General features: G+C 61.2%; 23 protein-coding genes. 11 read left to right on the forward strand and 12 right to left on the reverse strand.

The window, feature by feature from the left end; all coding sequences use genetic code 11:
* Window positions 1-63 precede the first annotated feature (63 nt).
* The 3 genes from AC1D06_RS06710 to AC1D06_RS06720 all read left to right on the forward strand — a co-directional run bounded on the left by AC1D06_RS06710 (window position 64) and on the right by AC1D06_RS06720 (window position 1,444).
* Window positions 64-729, forward strand: coding sequence for an acyl-homoserine-lactone synthase (locus AC1D06_RS06710; RefSeq protein WP_477985649.1), 666 nt, complete (start codon window positions 64-66; stop codon window positions 727-729).
* Window positions 730-750: 21 nt separating this feature from the next.
* On the forward strand, window positions 751-936 hold the full coding sequence (locus AC1D06_RS06715) for a hypothetical protein (protein ID WP_477985650.1): 186 nt from the start codon (window positions 751-753) through the stop codon (window positions 934-936).
* Window positions 937-1,042: 106 nt separating this feature from the next.
* On the forward strand, window positions 1,043-1,444 hold the full coding sequence (locus tag AC1D06_RS06720; RefSeq protein ID WP_477985651.1) for a helix-turn-helix domain-containing protein: 402 nt from the start codon (window positions 1,043-1,045) through the stop codon (window positions 1,442-1,444).
* Window positions 1,445-1,499: 55 nt separating this feature from the next.
* On the opposite strand, the gene AC1D06_RS06725 is transcribed toward AC1D06_RS06720, so the two are convergent.
* From AC1D06_RS06725 to AC1D06_RS06755, 7 genes are all read right to left on the reverse strand, one after another.
* Window positions 1,500-3,179, reverse strand: a complete 1,680-nt coding sequence (locus tag AC1D06_RS06725) for an ABC transporter ATP-binding protein (protein ID WP_477985652.1) — start codon at window positions 3,177-3,179, stop codon at window positions 1,500-1,502.
* Window positions 3,176-4,120 (reverse strand): acetamidase/formamidase family protein, encoded by a 945-nt coding sequence (locus AC1D06_RS06730; RefSeq protein ID WP_477985653.1) that lies wholly within the window; start codon window positions 4,118-4,120, stop codon window positions 3,176-3,178. Before AC1D06_RS06730 ends, AC1D06_RS06725 begins: the two co-directional genes overlap by 4 nt.
* A 202-nt stretch (window positions 4,121-4,322) precedes the next feature.
* Window positions 4,323-5,954 carry an ABC transporter substrate-binding protein gene (locus tag AC1D06_RS06735; protein WP_477985654.1) on the reverse strand — a complete coding sequence of 544 codons (1,632 nt, stop codon included), beginning with the start codon at window positions 5,952-5,954 and terminating at the stop codon, window positions 4,323-4,325.
* A 17-nt stretch (window positions 5,955-5,971) separates the two neighbouring features.
* Window positions 5,972-6,892, reverse strand: a complete 921-nt coding sequence (locus AC1D06_RS06740; RefSeq protein ID WP_477879821.1) for an ABC transporter permease — start codon at window positions 6,890-6,892, stop codon at window positions 5,972-5,974.
* Window positions 6,892-7,740 carry an ABC transporter permease gene (locus tag AC1D06_RS06745; RefSeq protein WP_477985655.1) on the reverse strand — a complete coding sequence of 283 codons (849 nt, stop codon included), beginning with the start codon at window positions 7,738-7,740 and terminating at the stop codon, window positions 6,892-6,894. Before AC1D06_RS06745 ends, AC1D06_RS06740 begins: the two co-directional genes overlap by 1 nt.
* On the reverse strand, window positions 7,740-8,321 hold the full coding sequence (locus AC1D06_RS06750) for an ANTAR domain-containing response regulator (protein ID WP_477985697.1): 582 nt from the start codon (window positions 8,319-8,321) through the stop codon (window positions 7,740-7,742). The genes AC1D06_RS06745 and AC1D06_RS06750 overlap by 1 nt, the downstream gene beginning before the upstream one ends.
* A complete protein-coding gene (locus AC1D06_RS06755; RefSeq protein ID WP_477985656.1) occupies window positions 8,321-9,457 on the reverse strand; it encodes a transporter substrate-binding protein in 1,137 nt (378 codons plus the stop codon). Before AC1D06_RS06755 ends, AC1D06_RS06750 begins: the two co-directional genes overlap by 1 nt.
* 445 nt (window positions 9,458-9,902) lie before the next feature.
* On the opposite strand from AC1D06_RS06755, the gene AC1D06_RS06760 reads away from it, so the two are divergent.
* The 4 genes from AC1D06_RS06760 (at window position 9,903) to AC1D06_RS06775 (ending at window position 13,956) form a co-directional block, all read left to right on the forward strand.
* The gene (locus tag AC1D06_RS06760) at window positions 9,903-10,916 is read left to right on the forward strand and encodes a septal ring lytic transglycosylase RlpA family protein (RefSeq protein ID WP_477879970.1); all 1,014 of its coding nucleotides are present in this window, start codon (window positions 9,903-9,905) and stop codon (window positions 10,914-10,916) included.
* Window positions 10,917-11,017: 101 nt separating this feature from the next.
* Window positions 11,018-12,190: a D-alanyl-D-alanine carboxypeptidase family protein gene (locus AC1D06_RS06765; protein ID WP_477985657.1), complete on the forward strand. Its 1,173-nt coding sequence runs from the start codon at window positions 11,018-11,020 to the stop codon at window positions 12,188-12,190.
* A 48-nt stretch (window positions 12,191-12,238) separates the two neighbouring features.
* A complete protein-coding gene (tmk, locus tag AC1D06_RS06770; RefSeq protein WP_477879828.1) occupies window positions 12,239-12,925 on the forward strand; it encodes a dTMP kinase in 687 nt (228 codons plus the stop codon).
* On the forward strand, window positions 12,922-13,956 hold the full coding sequence (locus AC1D06_RS06775; RefSeq protein WP_477985658.1) for a DNA polymerase III subunit delta': 1,035 nt from the start codon (window positions 12,922-12,924) through the stop codon (window positions 13,954-13,956). Before tmk ends, AC1D06_RS06775 begins: the two co-directional genes overlap by 4 nt.
* Window positions 13,957-13,962: 6 nt before the next feature.
* On the opposite strand, the gene AC1D06_RS06780 is transcribed toward AC1D06_RS06775, so the two are convergent.
* Window positions 13,963-14,760, reverse strand: a complete 798-nt coding sequence (locus AC1D06_RS06780; RefSeq protein WP_477985659.1) for a sulfite exporter TauE/SafE family protein — start codon at window positions 14,758-14,760, stop codon at window positions 13,963-13,965.
* Between the two features lie 258 nt (window positions 14,761-15,018).
* Between AC1D06_RS06780 and metG the strand changes: the two genes are divergently transcribed.
* The 3 genes from metG to AC1D06_RS06795 are packed head-to-tail and all read left to right on the forward strand — an operon-like array spanning window position 15,019 to window position 18,165.
* The gene (gene metG / locus AC1D06_RS06785) at window positions 15,019-16,566 is read left to right on the forward strand and encodes a methionine--tRNA ligase (RefSeq protein WP_477985660.1); all 1,548 of its coding nucleotides are present in this window, start codon (window positions 15,019-15,021) and stop codon (window positions 16,564-16,566) included.
* Between the two features lie 4 nt (window positions 16,567-16,570).
* Window positions 16,571-17,356 carry a TatD family hydrolase gene (locus tag AC1D06_RS06790; protein WP_477985661.1) on the forward strand — a complete coding sequence of 262 codons (786 nt, stop codon included), beginning with the start codon at window positions 16,571-16,573 and terminating at the stop codon, window positions 17,354-17,356.
* On the forward strand, window positions 17,356-18,165 hold the full coding sequence (locus AC1D06_RS06795; RefSeq protein ID WP_477879835.1) for an MBL fold metallo-hydrolase: 810 nt from the start codon (window positions 17,356-17,358) through the stop codon (window positions 18,163-18,165). Before AC1D06_RS06790 ends, AC1D06_RS06795 begins: the two co-directional genes overlap by 1 nt.
* Window positions 18,166-18,261: 96 nt before the next feature.
* Here AC1D06_RS06795 and AC1D06_RS06800 read toward each other — a convergent pair whose 3' ends face one another.
* Together AC1D06_RS06800 and AC1D06_RS06805 are read right to left on the reverse strand one after the other, a co-directional pair.
* Window positions 18,262-18,795 (reverse strand): KTSC domain-containing protein, encoded by a 534-nt coding sequence (locus AC1D06_RS06800; protein ID WP_477985662.1) that lies wholly within the window; start codon window positions 18,793-18,795, stop codon window positions 18,262-18,264.
* Window positions 18,796-19,117: 322 nt separating this feature from the next.
* A complete protein-coding gene (locus AC1D06_RS06805) occupies window positions 19,118-19,411 on the reverse strand; it encodes a hypothetical protein (RefSeq protein ID WP_477985663.1) in 294 nt (97 codons plus the stop codon).
* A gap of 257 nt (window positions 19,412-19,668) precedes the next feature.
* Here AC1D06_RS06805 and AC1D06_RS06810 point away from each other — a divergent pair, with 257 nt between their 5' ends.
* Window positions 19,669-19,917, forward strand: coding sequence for a hypothetical protein (locus AC1D06_RS06810; protein WP_477879838.1), 249 nt, complete (start codon window positions 19,669-19,671; stop codon window positions 19,915-19,917).
* A 92-nt stretch (window positions 19,918-20,009) separates the two neighbouring features.
* Here the strand turns inward: AC1D06_RS06810 and AC1D06_RS06815 are convergent, their stop codons facing one another.
* Both AC1D06_RS06815 and AC1D06_RS06820 read right to left on the reverse strand, forming a co-directional pair.
* Window positions 20,010-20,228, reverse strand: coding sequence for a hypothetical protein (locus tag AC1D06_RS06815; protein ID WP_477879839.1), 219 nt, complete (start codon window positions 20,226-20,228; stop codon window positions 20,010-20,012).
* Between the two features lie 164 nt (window positions 20,229-20,392).
* Entirely contained in the window at window positions 20,393-20,614 is a 222-nt protein-coding gene (locus AC1D06_RS06820; protein ID WP_477879840.1) for a hypothetical protein, read from the reverse strand.
* Window positions 20,615-20,685: the final 71 nt, after the last annotated feature.

The raw sequence follows: 20,685 nt of genomic DNA on the forward strand, positions 1-20,685 counted from the left end.
AATTTCAGAAAGCACTAAAAAAGCGCATGTTTTCCTCGGCAACCAGAGCCGAGGGGAACGAAAATGTTTATTACGATTCAATCACATGAGTATGCCAAGCATGCGGGGCTGATCGATCAATTGTTCCGTCTCCGTAAGCGCGTCTTCGCCGACCAGCTTCAGTGGAATGTCCCTGTCGTCGGCGAYTACGAGCGCGACGCATATGATGAGTACAGGCCGGTCTACCTGGTCTGGTGCGACGAAAAGGCGGAGGTGCTCTACGGCGGCCTGCGTCTCATGCCGACCACCGGACCAACGCTGCTTTATGACGTGTTCCGGCGCACCTTCTCCGACGACGTCAATCTGATCGCGCCGGGGATCTGGGAAGGAACGCGCATGTGCGTCGACGAGGGGCTTGTCGCGCGGACCTTTCCATCGATCGATGCGGGTCGGGCCTTCTGTCTGATGCTTCTCGCGCTCTGCGAGTGCGCGCTTGCCCATGGCATCCACACGATGATTTCCAACTATGAACCCCAGCTCAAGCGCGTCTATCGCCGGGCCGGCGCCGACGTCGAAGAGCTCGGCCGCGCCGATGGATACGGCAAGCATCCTGTTTGCTGCGGGGCTTTCGAGGTGTCTGACAGAGTGCTGGTCAGGATGCGTGCCGCTCTCGGTGTCGATCTGCCGCTCTATCGCAGGATGATGCCGGCCGTCTCGGTCACGACACACATGGTCGCGGAAGCAGCATAAGCAGAAGGGWGAGATGAATCCATGTCCGGGGAAATCGAAGACTACAAGTTGGTTTATTCTCATACGCTCCTGGCCTTTCAACTGGCCCAGCAGACTGGTGACGAGTTCGTGGAGTACCTGCTGAGTGTCGTGCTGCAGGAGCTCAGCGAGAAGCTGGATGCCAAGCGTGGCGGAAGGGCGAGAAAAAAGCTGGCAGCGACAGCGTAGCGCACGCCAATCAGTTGCTTGAAAGCGGTCGCTCCGCTATAGGTTGATGCGTGCAGGACTGTATCTTGCAAGTGCAGCCGTGGTGTTTCCAGAGGAGCGACCGCCTATGCCCGAACCCGTCGATATTCTTGTTGGCCAGAAAATTCGCAGTCTCCGGATCGAGCGAGACATTTCACAAAGCCAACTGGCGACAGGTATTGGGGTGACGTTTCAGCAGGTTCAAAAATACGAAAAGGGAACCAACCGCGTCAGCGCAAGCCGTTTGGTGCAGATCGCCAACATTCTCGGCGCCGACGTCCGCATCTTCTTCGATGGCACCCAGTCTCCCGCATCAATCAACGACAATTTTCAACCGAAGATATTGATGACCCGTCAGGGTCACGCGCTCGCGAAGGCGTTTCACTCTATTCCAGATGCTAAAATTCGTGGGCATTTACTCAGCCTTGTCCAATCCATCGCCAGGCGCGAGACAAATGTCGAATTTGAAGAAGACCGGGAGGCGGATTGAATCTCCACGGCATCGCTACGCCCGGCTCGATCGACAACTGGCCCGTTCCGGGCGTTCACGCCGTAGCGCGTAGACGATAGCGGCGAGGATCGGGGATCGGCACCGCCTGCATCAGGTCCTTGGTGTAGCTATCCCCCGGCTGTTCGAAGACCTCCCGGCGTGTGCCCATTTCGACGATCTGACCGCCGCGCATCACCGCCACGTGGTGGGACATCTTCTCGATCACCGCCATGTCGTGCGAGATGAACAGATAGGAGAGCCCCATCTGCTCCTGCAGTTCCAGCATCAGGTCGAGCACCCGGGCGCGGACGGAGACGTCGAGGGCCGCAACGCTTTCATCGGCGACGATCAGCGTCGGTTCGAGCGTTAGTGCGCGGGCAATGCAGATGCGCTGCCGTTGGCCGCCGGAGAATTCGTGCGGGTAACGGTTGGCGGCATCGGCGGTCAGCCCGACACGCTGGAGAAGGGCTGCCACGCGATCCTGCCGTTCCCCGGCATTGCCGATGCCATGGATGACCATGGGTTCGGCGATCGCCTTGCCGACGCTCATGCGCGGATCGAGCGAGGCATAGGGATCCTGGAAGATCATCTGTGCAGAACGGCGGATCGGCCGCATGGCTGTCTGGCCGAGCCCGCCGATCTCGGCGCCATCAAGCCTGACGCTGCCGGAGAAGGGGATGAGATTGAGCACGGCCTTGCCGGTCGTCGACTTGCCGGAGCCGCTTTCGCCGACCAGGCCGAGAGTCTGCCCCGCCTGGATCGAGAAGGAAATGGACTTGACTGTCGGCTGCGCCGTCTTCGACATTCCGAACCAGCCGGATTTTGTGCCATAGGTGACGGTCAGATCCTTGACTTCGAGCACCGATTTCGGCTCCCGCGGCTCTGCCGGCTTGGCGCAAACCGTCGGCGGGCCATCGGTGCCGGCATAGGCGCCGAGCCTCGGCACGGCCGCCAGCAATTGGCGTGTGTAGAGCTCCCTCGGGTGCTCGAAAATATCGATGACATTGCCGAGTTCGACAATACGGCCGTTTTGCATGATGGCGACTCGGTCGGCCATTTCAGCGACCACACCCATGTCATGGGTGATCATCAGGATCGACGTGCCGAATTCGCGGCGCAACTCGCGCATCAGCGTCAGGATCTGCGCCTGCACGGTGACGTCGAGCGCCGTGGTCGGTTCGTCGGCAATCAGCACTTTCGGCCGGCAGGAAAGCGCCATGGCGATCATCACGCGCTGGCGCATGCCGCCCGAGAGCTCATGCGGATATTGCGTCAGGCGCCGCGCCGGTTCGGTCATATGTACCGCTTCCAGCATCTGCCGTGCGATGGTTTCGGCATTGCTGGCATCCTGGTGCTCGCGAATCGCCTCGGTCAGCTGCTTGCCAATGGTCATCACCGGGTTGAGCGACGTCATTGGCTCCTGGAAGACCATGGCGATGTCGCCGCCGCGAACGTGGCGCATAGCGCGGTTGGAGAGCTTCGTCAGCTCGCGGTCGCCCAGCTTGATGCTGCCGGCGGTCACCCTGAGCGATGTTTTGGGCAAGAGGCCCATGATCGACAKCGAGGTCACCGACTTGCCCGAGCCGGATTCGCCGGCCAGGCACAATGTTTCACCGGCGCCGAGCGAAAAACTGACGTCCTGGAGCACGGGCTTCAGCCCCTGCGGCGTGCGGGCGTCGACGCTGAGATTTTCGACACTCAGCACCGGCGCGCCGGCATTTTGGGCTTCATTCACGCGAACACGATCCTCGGGAAGTAGAACGAGACGACCCAATTGGGCATGTCGACGATTTCGCTGATCCTGAGATCGCCGCAGACCGAGCAGAGCAGATAAGCGTCGACGGCGCTATAGCCGTGCTCGGCGGTGAGCAGGTCGATCATGCGGGCCACTGCTTCCTTGGCGCCTGTCATCAGGTCGGGGCCGACACCGGTGGTCACCTCGTAGCCGGCGGCGTCGAGATGGCGGGTGACTGGCTCCGTGGTGGTGAAGCGCGGGCTCTTGAGGCGCGCATCCTTGACGAGTTCGATCGTTGCCTCGACTTCCATCTGGCTTTCGATGGCGGTGCCGCAGACCTCGCCGTCGCCCTGGGCGGCGTGCGTGTCGCCGATCGAGAACAGTGCGCCCTCGACCTCGACCGGCAGGTAGAGCGAGACACCGGCGGTAAGGTCGCGAATATCGAGATTGCCGCCGACATTGCGCGGCGGCACAACGGAATGCAGGCCGGGCGCGGCCGGGGCATTGCCGATCGTGCCGGCGAACGGTTTCAGCGGCACCTTGCCGCCCGGGCCGTAGAGGGCTGGCGCCATGGAATTGCTGTCATAGGTCCAGATATGCAGCGCCGGCTCTTTGAACTGGTCGGCAAGCAGGCCGAAACCGGGGATATTAGCCGTCCAGCCGACGCCCGATGGGATGAATTTTCGAAGCGTCACCTTCAGCGCGTCGCCGGGCTGCGCGCCCTCGACATAGACCGGACCGGTGACCGGGTTGATCTTGCCGAAATCGAGCGTGTTGAGCGCCTCCACCTTGGAATCGCGTCCGAGTTGGCCGCCGGAGGAATCCAGGCATTCGAAATGGATCGTCTCGCCAGGCTTTGCGACGAGCGCGGGCTCGAAGTCGCGGTTCCAGCCGAAATGATGCTTGGCGCGGTGGATGGTGTGGTTGCAGGCGATGCACATGGGGATTCTCCGGAAATGTTTGGTGTCTGCCCCTCATCCGGCTGCCGCCACCTTCTCCCCGCAGGCGGAGAGAAGGGACTCGGGGCGCCGTCGCATGCCACATTTGACCTCGATGAGGTGCTAGAGTGCGACAAATTCGGAGCGGATTCCCTCTCCCCGTTTTACAGGGAGAGGGTTAGGGTGAGGGGCACAGGCACCCCGCTTATTGCTTCACGAACACCGCTTCGTAATCGATGACGCGGGTCGGATCGATGTAGATCTCGTCCGGGCCGCCCATGCGCTTGGCCTTGGCGACGACGCGGCGTTCGTTGAACACGGGAATCCACGGTGCATCCTTGGACTGGATCTCGGTAAAGATCTTCGCCCAGGCCTCGTTGCGCTCTTTCGCCTTGGCCGGCACCGGCAGGGCGTCCGCCGCCTTGGCCTTCGGCTCGATGTCCTTGTTGCAATACCACGACCAGTTCCAGCCGCCGGCCGAAGCGCTGCCGCAGGACAGAATCGGTCCATAGAAATCCGACGGATCCGGGAAGTCAGCGATCCAGCCGAGCCCGCCCGACCAGGTGAGCGGCGCCTGGCCCTGCGTGCCGCCGGCGGCGATCACGTTCGGATTTGCGAGCGCCTTGAGCTCGACCTTGACGCCGATCGCGGCCAGGTCCTGCTGGATCGCCTGGGCGATGCGCGGCTGCGGGTCGGTGTTGGAGGTGTAGAGCGTGGTCGAGAAGCCGTCCTTCAGGCCGGCCTCGGCGAGCAGCGCCTTGGCCTTCTTCACATCGAAGGCATAGCCCTTGTAGGACTTGTCATAGCCCGGCATCAGCGGCGGCAATACCTGGTTGGCAGGAATGGCGCGGCCATTGATGATGCGGACGATGCGGTCCTTGTTGATCGCCATGTTGAGCGCCTGGCGAACCTTGGTATTGTCGAGCGGCTTGACCTGGGTGTTGATCGTCACATAGCTGGTTTCGAGCTGCTGGCGGTCGACTATCATCCCCTTGAAGTCGGGCGACTTCTTCATTTCCAGATATTTGGCCGGCGGAATGCCGTCGCCGGCAATGTCGACCTCGCCCTTCTGCAGGCGCAGCAGCGCCACCAGCGGCTCCTGGCCGATCTCGATCGTATAGCCGTCGATCTTCGGCCGGTCCTTGACGAAATAATCCGGGTTGCGGGCGAAGACCAGACGTTGGCCGACGGTCCATTCCTTGAGGGTGAAGGCGCCTGAGCCGATCGGCTTCTTGCCGAAATCGCCGGCGGCGGCGTCGACGGCTTCCTTCGGCACGACCGAGGCGAAATTCAGCGCCAGGCAGTTGAGGAAAGTCGCGTCCGGCTGGCTGAGCGTGAACTCCACCGTGTCGTCATCGACCACCTTGAGGCCCGAAAGGTCAGTCTTCTTGCCGCCCGCCACATCGTCGTAGCCGACGATCGAATGGTAGAAGCTGGCGCCCGGGCTCTGGGTCTTCGGATTGACGGTACGCTCAAGCGAATATTTCACGTCGGCGGCCTTCACTTCGCGGCCATTGGTGAATTTCACGCCCTTGTGCAGCTTGAACGTATAGACCTTGCCGTCGTCGGAGACGGTGAAACTTTCGGCCAGCGACGGCTTCACCACCGTACCGCCCGGATCATAATCGACCAGACGCGAGAACATCGCGTTGATCATCGACCAGTTCTGCCAGTCGTAGCCGATGGCGGGGTCGAGCGTCGCAATGTCGTCCTTATAGGTCACCGTGATGGTGGCGCCCTTGAGCGGCTTTTCGGCCGCCTGGACCATCGCCGGCACGAGCGCGCTCGTCGCCAGCATGGCGGCCAAAGCCGCTTGCGTCAGAAAGGGTCTGGTCATGACGTTCTCCTCTTTGCTTATTGCGCGCGGATGCGCGGATCGATGACGGGGGCGACGATGTCGGCCAGCAGGTTGCCGATGACGATGGCGAGCGCCGACATGATGGTGACGCCCATGATGATTGGAATGTCGACCTGCTGGATGGCCTGCCAGGCGAGCTGACCGATCCCCGGCCAGCCATAGACCGCCTCGACAACCACGACACCGCCCATGAACTGGCCGATATCGATGCCGATCATGGCGATGATCGGCAGGATGCCGTTGGGCAATGCATGGCGCAGGATGACACGCGCCGACGACAGGCCTTTGGCGCGGGCAGTGCGGACATAATCCTGGTTCAGCACCTCGATCATCGAGGAGCGCACCATGCGCGCATACCAGCCGGCGCCGCAAAGGCCGAGCGTGACCGCGGGCAGCACCAGATGCGAGAAGCCGCCATAGCCTGACATCGGGAACCAGTTCAGCGTCGCTGCGAACAGATAGAGTATGAGCAGTGCTACGATGAATTGCGGCGCAGAGGTTCCGGCGAACGAGGCGACCATCACCACCCGGTCGACAAATCCACCGCGGCGGACGGCTGCGATCGTGCCGAATGTCACGCCGATCACCACTTCCATGAAGATGCCAGCCACCATCAGCGTTAATGTTGCCGGCAGACGGGCGATGATCAGCGGCAGCACGTCGGTGCGCTGGGTGTAGGAGCGCCCGAGATCGCCATGCAGCAGGTTGCCGAGATAATGCAGGAACTGCATGACCAAGGGCTGGTCGAGGCCGAGTTCGTGGCGCACGTTGGCCACCATCTGCGGTGTGGCGCTGCGACCGGCGATCAGCACGGCGGGATCGGCCGGCAGCGCATAGAGCAGCAGGAAGGTGATGGCTGCGACGCCGAGCAGGATGAGGATCGACTGGCCGAGACGGCGAAGGATGATCAGACCCATCAGCCCCTCCCGCGCTGGGTGGGATCGAGGATGTCGCGTAGCGCATCCCCCACCAGGTTGAAAGCGAGTGCGGTCAAGAGAATGATCGCGCCGGGAATGAAGACCAGCCAGGGCGCATCCTGGAAATAGCTCTGGCTCTCGAAGATGATATTGCCCCAGGACGGTTCCGGCGGCTGCACGCCGACGCCGAGGAAGGACAAGGTGGCTTCGAGCAAGACGGTGGTGGCAATGCCGAGCGTGCCCCAGACGATCGCTGTCGGAAAAAGATGCGGCAGGATATGCAGGAAGAGAATGCGGCCATGGCCGGCGCCGAGCGAACGCTCGGCCATGATGAAGTCCCGCTCCACCAGTCCGCGCGTCTCGGTATAGACGATGCGTGCCACCTGCACCCAGTTGACCAGGGCGATCACCATGGCGACGATCCACAGGCTGGGTTTTAGCAGGGCCGCCAGCACAATGGCGAGCAGCAGCGCCGGAAAGGCCATCATCAGGTCGGTAAAACGCATCAGGATGGTGCCGAAAAGGCCGCGCATATAGCCGGCGACAATGCCGACGAGCAGACCGATGGCGACAGCGACGCCATTGGCGACCAGGCCGATGATCAGCGAGGTGCGGGCGCCGAACAGGAGCCGCGAGAACAGGTCACGGCCGAGCGTATCGGTGCCGAACAGGAATTTGGCGCCTGGCGGTATCGGTGCGCCTTCCTCCGTCAGGCCATCGAACATCTGGTTGTTGGGATCGAAGGGCGCGAGCCAGGGTGCTGCGATCGCCAGGACCAGCACGGCGACCACGATGATCAGGCCGAAAAGCGCGGTCGGCTGGCGAAAGATCTCCTTGAAAACCCGCATCAGCCGACCTCGCGCAAGGGTTCGGAACCGCCGAGGAAGGAGGCGGCGATCTGCTCGATGGTCAGCCGCCGGCGCATGGCGCAGTCGCGCAGGATGGCATAGGCGCGCTCATCGTCGATGCGGCGTTCGGCCTTCAGCTTGGTGACAGCCGCATGGACGATGGGCCGCAGCCGCAGCCGTTCCTCGAGATGGGCAATGCGCCGCTCCGCCTCTATCCTTTCCTGGTGTACGGAAACCGYAAGCACCAGGGCCGGGTAGACTGCCGAGGCAGCGACCGGTTTGGGGATGATCGCGCCGGCGCCCTGGCGCAGCGCCCAGGCAATGCGCCCCGGCGCTTCGGATCCGAGCAAGGCGACGACTGGGCATGATGGGCGGTCGCCGCTCCAGGGCAGCAATTCGTCCCAACCCTGGTCGGCATCGACGAAGACAAGGTCGAGCGCCTCGGCATTCGTCAGCGGCTTCCACTGGCATTCGACCTTGAGGCCAAGCAGGCCGAGCTGGCGGCGCAGACGATCGGTATTGCCATCCTCTTCGGCAAGGATGACGGCGTGCCAGCCGGTGAAATTGGGCGTATTGGCGATCATGACACCACCCTGAGCCACGGCGCGGGCTTTTGACCGGCGCCGGTCAGATAGGGATCCGCCGCCGAGGCCGGCCTGGATACTATCACATCGAAGCCCGGTCCGTTATTGATGCGGCCGAGATGGAAGGGCAGGGCCGCATGGTTGGTTGCCGGATCGATGACGATATTGCCAAGCACGGACGGCCAGGAACGCGCCAGAACTTCACGGCGCACCACAGCCGGCTCATCGCTGTCTCCGGCTTCGATCGCTTCGATGCAGAGCGTCACGGCTGCGTAAGCGCTGGCGAACATGCTCGACACCCGGCGCGGCCCCGCGCTCCAGGCCTCGAGGCGGGCCTTGAACGCCCGGTTCTCCTGCGTGTCGAGGCTGTCGACATAGGGGAGCGCGCACAATTGACCTGTGGCTGCACCGGTTTCAATGTTGTCGAGTTCGCATTCGGTCAGGTCGCAGCTGGCGATCGGGCAATTTTCCGGCAGGAATGCGGAATCGCGCTGTCCCAGCGCATGCATGGCAGCCAGGAAGGCGTAGCTCGATGGGCCGATCAGGTTGTTGAGGATGAAGCTCGGGCGCTTCTCTTCTATATCGGCGACAATGCGCTCCACCGCGGTTTCCTCGAGCGGCAGGTAGCGTTCGCCGAGCACCGAACCGCCGGCATTGGTGACCAGTTCGCGCGCCAGCCGGTTCATCTCCCAGCCCCAGACATAATTGGCGCCAACCAGATAGGGATGCGCGCCATAGCGCGGGATCAGATGCTCGAACAGCGGGATCAGATGCTGGTTGGGCGTGCCGCCGATATAGATGACGTTCTCGTTGGCCTCGAAACCCTCATAGGGGCACATATACCAGAGCAGGCCGTCATATTTCTCGACCAGCGGAATGACTTCCTTGCGGGCCGCGGAGGTGATCGTGCCGATGATATGCCGGCAGCCATGTTCGCGGATCAGCCTGCGCGCTCCCTCGACGTAAGCCGCGAGATCGGCATGCGGATCGAAGAACACCGGCTCGATCGCGCCGCCGCCCCGCAGACGATAGTCGCTGAAGGCAAACTCCGCCCCGTCGCGCGCATCCCGCCCCAGCGAGCCGTAAGGCCCGGTGGTTGAATAGAGGATACCCAGTTTTACCGCTTCCCGCATGCGCAAATCCAAAACAAAAAGCCCCATAACGCCGATCCAGCAAGCTGGGGCATTATGGGGCGGTGTTGCCCTTTGACGATCAAAGTCATGTATGGCGGCGGCTAGGATGCCTAAAACGCTGGCATGATTAAAGTACCGTCATTTCTCATTTGTCAAGGCAGTCTCCGCGCCGTGGATGCCGTCGGAGTGTCGATGCGTTGGCGAGGATTGCCAGGCTTCCGGAATATAGTTAGCCGGCGCAAGGGTATTGACTTGAACTTCTCTCATTAACCCTTTGAAAACCATAAATTTCGAAATGTCCCGCAGTGTGACATTTCTGTTCGCATTTAAGCCACGTTGTTGGCATGCTTTAGCCAAGTGTGATCAACGAGGGGCTGTCGCGTGGGACGATGGCGCCCCTCTTGTACTAAAACGAGACGAGCGGCGCGGGACGCGAATGAAGAGAATTAAGATTGATGCGCGATGGGGCAGAAGCGCGAAATGGCTTGCCCTCTGCATCCTGTCGGCGACCGTCGCTTCCTGTGGTACTACCCAGACGCGTCATGTCGTTCATAAACGTCACGGCAAGGAATATTTTTCCGAGAGCGAATACGGCGTCAAGGCCAGTCCGCGGCTCTATTACGGCCGTAACATTCCCAAGGGCGGCGGCCGTGATATTACCGGCGACCCCTATGTGGTGAAGGGCAAGTGGTATTATCCCAAGGAAGACAGGCGCTATGACAAGGTCGGCCTCGCCTCCTGGTACGGCTCGGCCTTCCATGGACGGCAGACGGCGAATGGCGAGATTTACGATCAATACTCGTTGACCGCCGCCCATCCCACCTTCCCTCTGCCGAGCTACGCCCGGGTGACCAATCTCACGACCGGCGATTCGGTCATCGTGCGCGTCAACGATCGCGGCCCCTACCACCCGGGCCGCATTATCGATCTGTCCAACAAGGCCGCGCAGATGCTTGAAGTCGACCGCGGCGGCACCGCCATGGTGCGCGTACAATATGTCGGCCGCGCCCGGATGGATGGCCGCGACAGCGCCTATCTGATGGCGTCTTACACCAAGCGGGGCGAGCACTTCCATCAGTTCAATCCAGGCGGGGATATCCCCGGCGTCATGGTCGCCTCCAACGAGAAAAAGTTCCGCCCGTCGGTGTCGACGACTTACACGCGGGATCTCGACGTGACGTCTACTGCAACAGCGTTGCAGTCCTCCAAGGATCCAGCCGGCTTCACCGCCATCCAGGAGGTCACCGAATTCGCCGTCCTGCCGGAAATCGGCCCCGTGCCGATGGAGCGGCCTCAGGTTTACGACAGAAGCCTCGGCACGCTCGCGGCCTATGCCGATGAGCCGGCAACGGCTTCTGACGCGCCGTTCAAGGCAATCCTGAAGCCGCACCGGAAGCTCAATGCCAAGGCGATCATCGCCGCCGCTTATCGCAAATATCCGGGCCTCAGCGACAACTGATCCCAGGACATTAACCGACATCGGGATATATTCATTCCGATGTCTTGTTGCGGCAATAGTTTCCGTTCATTATCCCGAAATAAGACTTTCGGGAAAAACTCTTGGCGGATCGTGTGAAGAGGCTTCTGTTGGCCGTCGGCCTCCTGGTCGGTGTGTTCTGCGCAGCCGAAAGTGTTGCGCAGCCTGCACCGGCAGCCTTCGATACCAAGGCGAAACAGGCGCTGCTGATCGAGGCCAGCACCGGTACCGTTCTCTTCTCCCGGGATCCGGACACACCGTTTCCGCCAGCCTCGCTGCAGAAGCTGGCGACGGCCGAATATGTGTTCAACGAGTTGAAGCTTGGCCATGTCACAGAAGATACCGAATACAAGGTATCTGAATATGCCTGGCGCACCGGCGGCGCATTGTCGCGCACCTCGGCGATGTTCGCCGCGCTCAATTCGCATATCCGTGTCATCGATCTGCTGCAAGGCGTCGTCGTTCAACTCGCCAATGACGGCTGCATCATCCTGGCGGAGGGGCTCGCCGGTTCGGAAAGCACTTTTGCGGATCTGCTCAACAAGCGCGCCAAGGTTCTTGGCCTGAAGAATTCCGTCTTCGGCAATTCCAACGGCTTGCCGAACCCGGCCAACAAGATGACGGCTCGCGACCTGATGCTGCTGGCGCGGCACATCCAGTCGACCTATCCCGACTATTTCAAGCTCTATTCGCAAAAAGAGTTTGAATGGAACAAGATCGATCAGCGCAATCGCAATCCACTGATTTCGCAGAATATCGGCGTCGACGGCTTCGCCACCGGCTTCGCGGAGGGGGCTGGCTACGCCATCGTCGCCACTGCCGAGCGCAATGGCACGCGCCTGTTCATGGTGCTCGGCGGGCTTTCGAGCGACAAGGAGCGGACCGAAGAATCCCGCAAGATGCTGGACTGGGGTTTCACCAGTTTCACCCGGCACACCGTGTTCAAGAAGGGCGAGGCGGTGGCCGAGGCGCCGGTCTTCGGCGGCGACCGTGGTGCGGTGCCGTTGAAGGCGCATGATGACGTCGATATTTATATTCCAGTGGACAACGCGGACAGAATTCGGGCAAGAATCGCCTATACATGGCCGCTGAAGGCGCCGGTGAGCAACGACCAGAAGATCGGTACCATGACGATTTCCCTGGGTGACCGCCCGTTGCGCGACGTCGATGTCTACGCGACCATGCCCATCGGAACCGGCACGCTGACGTCGAAGGCGTTTGACGGGCTAAAGGAGTTGCTGTTCTTCTGGCTTTGACCGGAGAGCAGGCGCCATTGGGCGCGAGTAGTGGAACGGGATAGACTGGTGCGATCCAAGCAAGGGCTGTTTGTGACATTCGAAGGCGGGGAGGGTGCCGGCAAAAGCACCCAGATCCGGCTTCTTGCGGATCGCCTGCGCCGCATGGGTGTCGACGTGCTCACCACCCGCGAACCGGGCGGCTCGCCCGGCGGCGAAGCTGTGCGCCACCTGCTCCTGTCTGGCGCCGCCGAGGAATATGGCACGCGCGTCGAAGCCGTGCTGTTCGCCGCTGCCCGCAATGATCATGTCGAGGAGATCATCCGGCCGGCACTTGCCAGCGGTGCCGTCGTGCTTTGCGACCGTTTCCTCGATTCGACACGCGTCTACCAGGGCATTACCGGCAATCTCGAGCCGGCCTTCATCCAGAACCTGGAGCGGGTGGCTGTCAACGGCGTCATGCCCGACTGTACGATCATTCTCGACCTGCCGGCGTCCGAAGGCCTGAAACGCGCCCGCAGCCGCGCAGAAGCCCAGCCGCAGGCCGCTGCTCCCGACCGGTTCGAGAAGGAAGAACTCGATACCCATGAGAAGCGCCGCGAGGCATTCCTCGATATCGCCGACCAGGAGCCGCTACGCTGCCGCGTCGTCGACGCATCGAACGCGCCGGAGGTAATCGCGGAAAAAGTATTCTCGATCGTCGAGCCGCTGCTGCCGATCCAATCGTCCCGGGTCAAGGAGACCGGCAGCGCGTGAGCACGGAAGCGGAGACGACGCTGCTTGATGGCGCCATCGCGCCCTCGGCCAACACGGTGCTGTTCGGCCACGACCAGGCGCAGGCTTTCCTGGCGCAGTCCTATGCCTCGGGCAAGGGGCACCATGCCATCCTGATCGATGGGCCGGAAGGCATCGGCAAGGCGACGCTCGCCTTTCGCTTTGCCAACCATGTCCTCAACCATCCGGATTTCCGCACCGCACCCGACACGCTTGCCGATCCGGACCCGAGTTCCCCGGTCTACCGGCAGATCGCCGGCGGCGCCTCTCACAATCTGCTGTATCTCACCCGCCCTACCGATCCCAAGACCGGCAAGCTCAAGACCACGACGACGATCGATGAAGTGCGCCGGGCCGGAAAATTCTTCTCGCAGACATCGGGAACCGGCAATTGGCGCATCGTCATCGTCGACACCGCCGACGAGCTCAACCGCAATGCCGCCAACGCCATTCTGAAAATGCTGGAAGAGCCGCCGAAGCGGGCCATGTTCCTTGTGCTCTCGCACGCTCCGGGCAAATTGCTGCCGACCATCCGATCGCGCTGCCTGCCGCTGGTGGTGCGGCCGCTTGCAGAGGATGATTTGCTGGCCGCACTCGGCCATCTCGGCGTTCAATTACCGCAGAATGTTGCGGGCAGGGTGCTGGATCTCGCCGGCGGCAGCGTCGCGCAGGCGATCAAGCTCGTCAATTACGGTGGGCTCGACATCATCGATGCTTTCGATCAGGTGATATCGCAATCTGGGCCGACGCAGCGCCTGGCGATGCATCGGTTGGCCGACGCAGTTTCGCAGCGCGACAGCGACACGCTCTACAGCTTCTTCGTCGATCACGTCAGCGTATTTGTCGCGGAGCGGGCGCGCGAAGCGGCCTTCGCGGGCAAGGTCGGCCGCGCCTTCGATCTGTCACGCCTGCAAAGCGCGATCACCGAACGGTTTACCGTGGCCGATGCCTATAATCTCGAGCGCAAGCAGACGGTTCTGACGACGCTCGGCGAACTGGTCTTGCAGGTTTAGGGTCGGTCAGTGATAGACCAGCTTCCAGGCGACCAGCGACAGGGTGATCGCAAGGATCGGGCGAATGACCTTGTCCGGCATGCGTGGCGACAGATAGCTGCCGATGATGATGCCCGGGATGGAGCCGATCAGTAGCGAGCCAAGCAGCACCCAGTCGATCTCGCCGATGTACCAATAGCCGAGCCCGCCAACCAGCGTTAGCGGCACCGCATGCACGATATCGGAACCGACGACATCGCGGATCTGCAGCCGCGGAAAGAGAACCAGCAGCACGGTGACGCCCAAAGCTCCTGCGCCGACCGATGTCAGCGTCACCAGCGTGCCGAGCGTGATGCCCAGCAGAAAGGTCAGCACCTTCACGGTATTTTCGCTGAGCGGCGGCCGGTGACTGCGCCATGCGGCAACCTTGTTGACGATGACATTGCGGAAGAGCAGAAGCACGGCTGTCAGCAGCAGCATCCAGCCGAGCGCATAGGTGATGAACGACACCGCCGCTATGCTTTTGCGGTCGACGCCGGACATGAGATAGAGCGTGATCAGCGCTGCAGGCACGCTGCCGAGTGCCAGGAACCGCACGATCATCCAGTTGACGGTCTTGTTGGTGCCGTGCACGGCAGTGCCCACCGACTTGGTGATCGCCGCATAGAGCAGGTCGGTACCGACGGCCGTCGCAGGATGGATGCCGAGCAGCACGAGCAGCGGCGTCATCAGCGATCCGCCACCAACCCCGGTCACACCGACGAGCGCACCAACAACCAGCCCCGAAATAGAGTAGATCGGGTTAAACGAAGTCAAAAACGCCAATTCAGCCCCTTTCAGGCATGACGAAACGCCATGCTTGGCCACCGCCGGACGATCATGTCCTGCCGCTGTGCCTCACCCACACGATAGCGGGATATACTTTGTGACAATTCGGTGTCAAGGCGCGGCAGCTTAACGATCCCCGGACATAGCGCCGCGATCGCTGGGCGGATTTCCTCTCCCGCGATGCAAACTTATTGTTTTCACGTCACTTCACATAGGCTAGAAGCCCTGCCAGACAGAAGAAAAAAGGCATAGCGAATGACCGACAATTCGCCATTTTACATCACCACCGCCATCTCCTACCCCAACGGCAAGCCGCATATCGGCCATGCTTATGAGCTGATCGCCACAGATGCACTGGCGCGCTTCCAGCGGCTCGACGGCCGGCCGGTCTATTTCCTGACGGGCACCGACGAACATGGCCAGAAGATGCAGCAGACGGCACGCAACGAGGGCATCGAGACGCGTGCGCTCGCCGATCGCAATTCGGCCGAGTTCCGCCGCATGGGTGAAGCGCTGAACAGTTCGAACGATGATTTCATCCGCACCACGGAAAAGCGCCACTATGAGTCGGTGCAGCATCTCTGGGTCAAGATGGCCGAGGCGGGCGATATCTACAAGGACAGCTATTCCGGCTGGTATTCGGTGCGCGACGAGGCCTATTACCAGGAAGAAGAGACCGAGGTGCGCGACGGCGTCCGTTATGGGCCGCAGGGCACGCCGGTCGAATGGGTCGAGGAGGAGAGCTATTTCTTCCGCCTCTCCGATTATCAGCAGAAACTGCTCGATTACTACGAGGCGCATCCGGATTTCATCGGCCCGGATGAGCGCCGCAATGAGATATTGTCTTTCGTCAAATCTGGTCTGAAGGACCTGTCGATCTCGCGCACCACCTTCGATTGGGGCATCCCGGTGCCGAACGACTCGAAGCACGTGATGTATGTCTGGGTCGATGCGCTGACCAACTACATCACCGGCATCGGTTATCCCGACACGACCGATCCGAAGTGGAATTTCTGGCCGGCGATCCACATTATCGGCAAGGATATCATCCGCTTCCACGCCGTCTACTGGCCGGCTTTCCTGATGTCGGCAGGCATCGAAGTGCCGCGCCGCGTCTTTGCCCACGGTTTTTTGCTCAACAAGGGCGAGAAGATGTCGAAGTCGGTCGGCAATGTCGTCGATCCCTTTAATCTGGTCGAGCATTTCGGCGCCGACCAGGTGCGGCATTTTTTCTTGCGCGAAGTTTCCTTCGGCCAGGACGGCTCCTATTCGGAAGAGGCGATCGCCAACCGCATCAATGCCGATCTCGCCGACAATTTCGGCAATCTGGCGCAGCGCTCGCTGTCGATGATTGCCAAGAATTTCGAGGGCAAGCTGCCCGAGCCAGCGGCGTTCACCGCTGAGGATGAGGCATTGTTGACGCTGGCCGACAGGACGATCGAGGTCTGCCGCGCCGAAATGGCAACCCAGCAGATCCATAAGTCGATGAGCGCCGTGTTCTCGCTGAGTTCGGAAGCCAACGGCTATTTTGCCGCCCAGGCACCTTGGGCGCTCGCCAAGTCCGGTGACACCGTGCGGATGGCAACCGTGTTGTTCGTGACGGTGGAGGTGGTGCGGCAGATCGGCATCCTGTTACAGCCCTATGTGCCGGCTGCGACCGCAAAGCTGCTCGACCTGCTGGCGATCCCCGAGGTGGAGCGGAAGTTCAGTTTCCTGGGTGAGGTCGGCCGCTTGAAGAGTGGCGTGGACCTGCCAAAGCCCGAGCCGGTCTTCCCGAAATACTACCCGCCGAAGGAGTCGTGACGGCATGCTGATCGACACGCATTGCCATCTCGATTTTCCTGATTTCGATGCGGAACGGGATGAACTGCTGGCGCGCGCCGATGCGGCGGGCGTCAAGCAGATGATCACCATCTCGACGCAGGTGCATCGTTTCGAGCGCATCAAGGCGGTCGCCGAGACCTATGCGAATGTCTTCTGCTCGGTCGGCACCCATCCCAACCATGCTCAGGAAGAAGATATCGAGACCGAAGAACTGGTCCGCCTGTCCGAATACGAAAAATGCGTGGCGATCGGCGAAGTCGGCCTCGACTACCACTATGACTATGCGACACCCGAGCAGCAGTCCAAAGGGCTTCGCAAACATATCGCCGCCGCCCGCATCACCGGCCTGCCGATGATCATCCACGCGCGCAGCGCCGACGATGACATGGCCGCGATCCTGCGGGATGATCATGAGCGCAATGGCGCCTTTCCCTTCCTGCTGCATTGCTTCTCTTCCGGTCCTGCGCTCGCAGCGACTGGCGTCGAACTCGGTGGCTATGTGTCATTCTCCGGCATCCTGACCTTCCCCAAGTCCGAGGATATCCGCGCCATCGCCAAGGCCGTGCCGCGCGACCGGCTGTTGGTCGAGACCGATGCGCCCTACCTCGCGCCGAAGAAGTGGCGGGGCAAGCGCAACGAACCCTCCTACGTCGTCAATACCGCCGAGGTGCTGGCCGAGACGATCGGCGTGAGCGCGGAAGAGATCGCCGAGATCACGACGGAAAATGCTTTCCGCTGCTTCTCCAAGATGCCGAGGCTGGCCGGCTGATGGGGACAAGGCGTTTTACCATTCTCGGATGCGGCTCGTCCCCCGGCGTGCCTCGCATAACCGGCGATTGGGGCGCCTGCGACCCGTCCAACCCGAAGAACCAACGGACCCGCGCGGCGATGCTGGTCGAGCAATTTGCCGACAACGGCGCAATGACCTCGATCGTCATCGACACAGGACCGGATTTCCGCAGCCAGATGATTGCCGTCGACGCCAGGGACCTGCATGCCGTCGTCCTGACGCACGCCCATGCCGACCACCTGCACGGCATCGACGATGTCCGCTCTTTCGTCTACAAGAACCAGCATCGCATGCCGGTCTGGGGCGATCCGATCACCATGCAGCGGGTGCTGGAAGGCTTCGGCTATTGCTTCGAGACGCCGGAGGGCAGCTCTTATCCGCCGATCGGGCGCTCGAAGATCATCTCTGACCTCGATGCCGTCTTCGAAGTGGAAGGCCCCGGCGGAAGTGTTCCTTTCCTGCCGCTCTGGCAACAGCATGGCGAGACGCATTCGCTCGGTTTCCGCATCGGCGACATCGCCTACTGCACCGATGTCAGCGACTTCCCGGAAGAATCCGTCGCCAAGCTCGCCGGGCTCGACATCCTGATCATCGATGCCCTGCAATACAAGCACCATCCAAGCCATCTGTCGCTCGAGCAGGCGCTTGGCTGGATCGAGAAGATCGCGCCGAAGCGGGCGATCCTGACGCATATGCACATCCCACTTGACTACGAGACCGTGATCCGCGAAACGCCCGCTCATGTCGAGCCGGCCTATGACGGCATGCGTTTCGAGGTTGCATTCTGAATTACATAAAGTGGTCTTGGGCTTGGCGCACGCCCTCCGAGGTGGCGACGCCTGGGATTGTCCATGCCAGTGCGATCTTCAACAGGTGGCGCAGCATCAGGCCGCGCTACGCCGAAATTTCGTGCGGATGTTGTCGATATAATATTCGCCGGGCGAAGGAGCGGCGGCAAGGTTTTCCGCCTCTTCCTCGGGTACGTTTTCGAAGAAGCGCTCCTCGCCGCTCTTGAAGCTGATGCGCAGCTTGCCGTCTTCGGGGCTGAAATACACTGCCTGGATGATCTTCGACTGCACCGGCAGTTCCCGCATATAGCTTTCCACGGAGGTGCCGTCGGCAACCGCCAGCACCGGCTTGGTCCGGATGCGCCGGGCCGATATTGTCCAGCCGGCGATCCGGGAGGCGGCGATATTCATCGCCACGGCAAGGCCCACGCCGATGAATGCGCCGCCGGCCTTGACGATCGCGTCGTCGATCCGGGCATGCCGGGTCGGCGAGAGAAGCTGGAGCGCCTCGATTGCCGCGGCGCCCGCGACCATGATCAGGCCAATTAGCTTCCAATGCTTTGGGTAAGCCAGGACGAACAGACCGGCGAACACCGCACAGGCGAGCGCGCGATCCGCATCAACAGGCAAAACGTCCCGCGGCCGCAGGTTTAGCGGCAATACGGTGACAACGACAACGGCAGCGAGGGCAAGCCAGGCTAAAATCTGAATGGGGCGTCTCATCATGGGGACGCACACTAATGATGCGGYCTTGCAAAATCATGTCCCGGAATTCGGAAACAGGAATCGAGGTTAATGAATTCAAACAGTTAGCGGCAGGCCGTTTCAACACGAAGCATCACGCCTTGCATTGCTTGGCGAGGTGGCGGATCCGCACTTTGGCGCCGAATGTTCAACAAATCCGCGCGGCCAGCGATGCCGCGTTCAATTCATGGGCCGTTTCTTGCCTTTGTTATTCGCAATCCCATTCACCACGCAGGATGTAGATACCCTCGTTCACCACGCCGCCTCTTGGAGAGTAGAGATCGCCATGCAGATATTTGCCGGTGAGATCGTCACTCTCGGGCACGAAGCTCCAGCTCAGCCCGATCCTGCTGCTGCCCGCCCAATCCGGATGGATGTCGTTGGGCGAGGGCGATGCAAGAATCCGCGCTGCGTCGCTCTTGGGCGCGCAGCTGACATCGGCGAGGCAGGCGGTAGGCAGGATGATCGTGGCAAGTGCGAGCGGGACAAGATAGTGCTTCATGGGAATCCTCCGACGTTGCTTGGCCACACGGTGCCACGACCATATGACAAGTCAAGCAACGCTCAGGACACCATTTTTGGGAAGATCGGCCACGGAAGCGAGGGGCAATCCCGGTTGCCCACGGCATTCCCGCGAGACGACGCTGCATCGCAGTGGATTTTAGCCGGATTTATGGTTTACGATAGCGGAAAGGTGTTGTGCTGCGCGAGCCCAAAACGGTGCCGACGGCTCTACAGCTATTGCAGGGAGGCAGGAAAATGGCTTCGGATCAACCTTTGAACTTTCTGGACGACGACCAGCTGACGTCGGGGGAGGGACGTCCGCGCTATGCTCTTGTGGGCGAGGAAAACGGCACCTGGTCGGTCTATGATCGCATCACCGGCCTGCCGGCAATCCTCGATGAGGAGATGCTGGTGGAAATGACGTTCGACCAGGCCGACAATATGCTGGAACTGATGAACAACATCGCGGATGACCTCAAGCGCAAAGCGAACGCGCGAGACTGACCAGCGCGTTCGACCGAATTGTCAGCATCGGCCCCGCCAGGAGGCGGTCCGCCTGCTCGATTTGTCTTACCGATATTTCGTCTGCGATCCTCTCAGCGATTTTGCTGGTTGTCCCGCCCGGTGCAGTTGGCGCCTGGAGGCGGGTCGTTGCCGACCGCGCAGCCATTCTCGTGGTCTTTCCAGATGAAAGTGTCGCCGTGGCTGCCGCCTTGGTCATTGCCACCTCGGTCGCCACCCCTGGCATAGGCGGCGGATGACATGACCAGCAGGATTGCCGCGACAGGAGCAAGTCTCTTGGCAAAGGTGCGCATGGTTATCCTCTTTTTCTTCGTGCACGTCATTCAGACAAATGAACCTGGCTTTTCTATGTTACCGGAATCATTAGTGAATTCGTTCACGTTATTGTGCTTTCGCGTGAGGTCAGGCCGCTGAGGTTCGCCCCTCAGCTTTTGTTCTGTGCATGGCAGTCAAAACCCTATTGGCGTTTTTGACGATTATCCCGCCCGGTGCAGTTGGCGCCCGGAGGCGGATCGTTGCCGACGGCGCAGCCGTTTTCATGACGGCGCCAGATAAAATCCTTGTCGCTGTGGTTTCCACGATCGCCACCCCGGCCACCCTTGTCGGCATAGGCGGCAGATGACATGACCAGCAGGATGACAGCTGCGGGAGCAAGTTTCTTGGCAAGGGTGCGCATCATCGATCCTCTTCTTCTCATGCAGGGCACAGCAACAAGCGAACCTGAATCCATGTGCCTTAAATTATTCAAGC

This window comes from Rhizobium sp. P2_G2 (assembly GCF_056403555.1).